The sequence below is a fragment of the Bradyrhizobium sp. MOS001 genome, from assembly GCF_004634465.1.
In the GTDB taxonomy this organism is placed as follows: domain Bacteria; phylum Pseudomonadota; class Alphaproteobacteria; order Rhizobiales; family Xanthobacteraceae; genus Bradyrhizobium; species Bradyrhizobium barranii.
Window position 1 is genome coordinate 1 of record NZ_SPVJ01000168.1, and the last position, 1,280, is coordinate 1,280.

The window sequence follows — 1,280 nt, forward strand, 5'->3', positions numbered from 1 at the left end:
CTTCACCGCATTGGTGACAGCGAGAAAGAAGACCTTGTCGCCCTGGATCGCGACGACGTCGATTTCATGGGGCGGCCCCTTCAGGTCGCCATTGCCGCGCACGCCGAGCACGGCGACCGCGGCACTCGCGCCTGCGGGCTTTGTGATCGGCAGTTCCGCATATTTGGCGAACGCCGAGTCCTGGATTGCCTGGTAGTAGAAGCGGTCCGTTCCCGCGCTGCCCGTGACGAACACGATAGCCATGGTCGCTCCTTTCGATGTCGATTCACGCCGATGCCAGCGACGATTTCCACTCGCCCGGCGTCAGCCTCCGCTTGCCGACTTCGTGAGGACGGTTGAGCAGAGCAATAAGAGTCATCATCGCTCCCGACATGAATTTCCTTCGGGCGTCGCCATCTTTGTCTCGCTCGGGCACCAAGAGATTGTTGCAGAGCGCCTTCACGCTGTCGGTGCTGAAGTTCATCTCGACCTCATGCGCGAAGCGCTTTCGTACTTTGCGCAGGCTGTCGCATTGCTGCACTACGTGGTCAGTGATGAGCCCCATGGCAAGGCATCCTGCTATCCGCGTGCTGAAGCTACCGAACGGCGCGTTGAAGCCTGACAGGAGCGCCTTGGCGCTGGCGTTCTCGATGAAGAACGCGGCCAACGTGTCCATGAGCAGCTTGTCCAAAAAGGACGTTGCGACCAACGCAACACCGCGGTCGGTTTCCTTGTTCAGCTCCTGAAGCGCAGCCAAAAATCCCTTGAAGTGCGGGTCTTTCTCCCAAATCTCATCCCGGGCAATTGCGTAGGCCTCAAGCCATTCAGGGGCTTTCTCGTTCAAGGCGACCTCCCAGCAGCTAGAATATTATTCTCACGCTCATATTGAAGCCCAAGAATATTCTATGAGGCGATGGACTTCCGGGTGGCGAGCTTCTGCATGGCAACGACTTTTTCGCCCATGAGTTCTGGCGCTTTGTTCTGGTTCAGGAGTATGTCGGGAAGCTGGCCCTGACGGCAATCGAATAGGCGCCGACGACGAGGAAGTCCTCTTCGGCGAACAGGCATTGATGGCCGTTACCGGCGGGCACGATCGCGACGTCGCCAGCCTTCGGCGTGAATATCCGGCCCTTGTTGCCGCCGAAGCGTACCCGGCCCTTGCCGCGGGCGATGCCAAGCACCTCATGAATTCGGGAGTGATGATGCACGTAGCTGTAGATGCCGTCGCGCCAAGTGTCGCCCCAGCTGTTGGCCTCGAAGAGATCCTCCATCACGGCCGCCGGGTCGTGCCCGTCGCCAAA

Annotated in this window: 1 protein-coding gene and 2 pseudogenes; all 3 read right to left on the bottom strand. The window is 59.5% G+C overall.

Translation table 11 applies throughout. From position 1 onward, the window contains the following. Positions 1-210: pseudogene (locus CT676_RS43675) on the bottom strand (hypothetical protein); the annotation flags it as partial. Between the two features lie 55 nt (positions 211-265). Next, complete coding sequence (locus CT676_RS43680; protein WP_135217359.1) at positions 266-823, bottom strand: transcriptional regulator; 558 nt, start codon at positions 821-823, stop codon at positions 266-268. Positions 824-965: 142 nt separating this feature from the next. Further along, positions 966-1,280, bottom strand: a pseudogene (locus CT676_RS43685) (cupin); the annotation flags it as partial.